The 308-nt window shown below is 67.9% G+C and carries 1 protein-coding gene; it reads right to left on the bottom strand.

Going from position 1 to position 308, the window contains the following annotated elements; genetic code table 11:
• A partial coding sequence (locus AC1DC5_RS19080) for an LGFP repeat-containing protein (protein WP_476866204.1) occupies positions 1-308 on the bottom strand: 308 nt, incomplete at both ends.

Consider the following 308-nt stretch of genomic DNA (forward strand, 5'->3'; position numbering starts at 1 on the left):
CCGGATGAGATGCGGGCGCCGGTCGCTGCGGTCCAGTAGATCGCACCGTTTTGGTAGCCCTGGGATTTGGCTCCGTTCGCGGCGGTCCGTATGTCGGTGGTGGGGTAGCCGAGGGGCCCGGATTCCCAGCCTTGGGCGGCCCAGGCGTCACGGATGACACCGGATGAGATTTGGGCGCCGGTCGCTGCGGTCCAGTAGATCGCACCGTTTTGGTAGCCCTGGGATTTGGCTCCGTTCGCGGCGGTCCGTATGTCGGTGGTGGGGTAGCCGAGGGGCCCGGATTCCCAGCCTTGGGCGGCCCAGGCGTC

The organism is Arthrobacter sp. 10L424 (assembly GCF_056395325.1).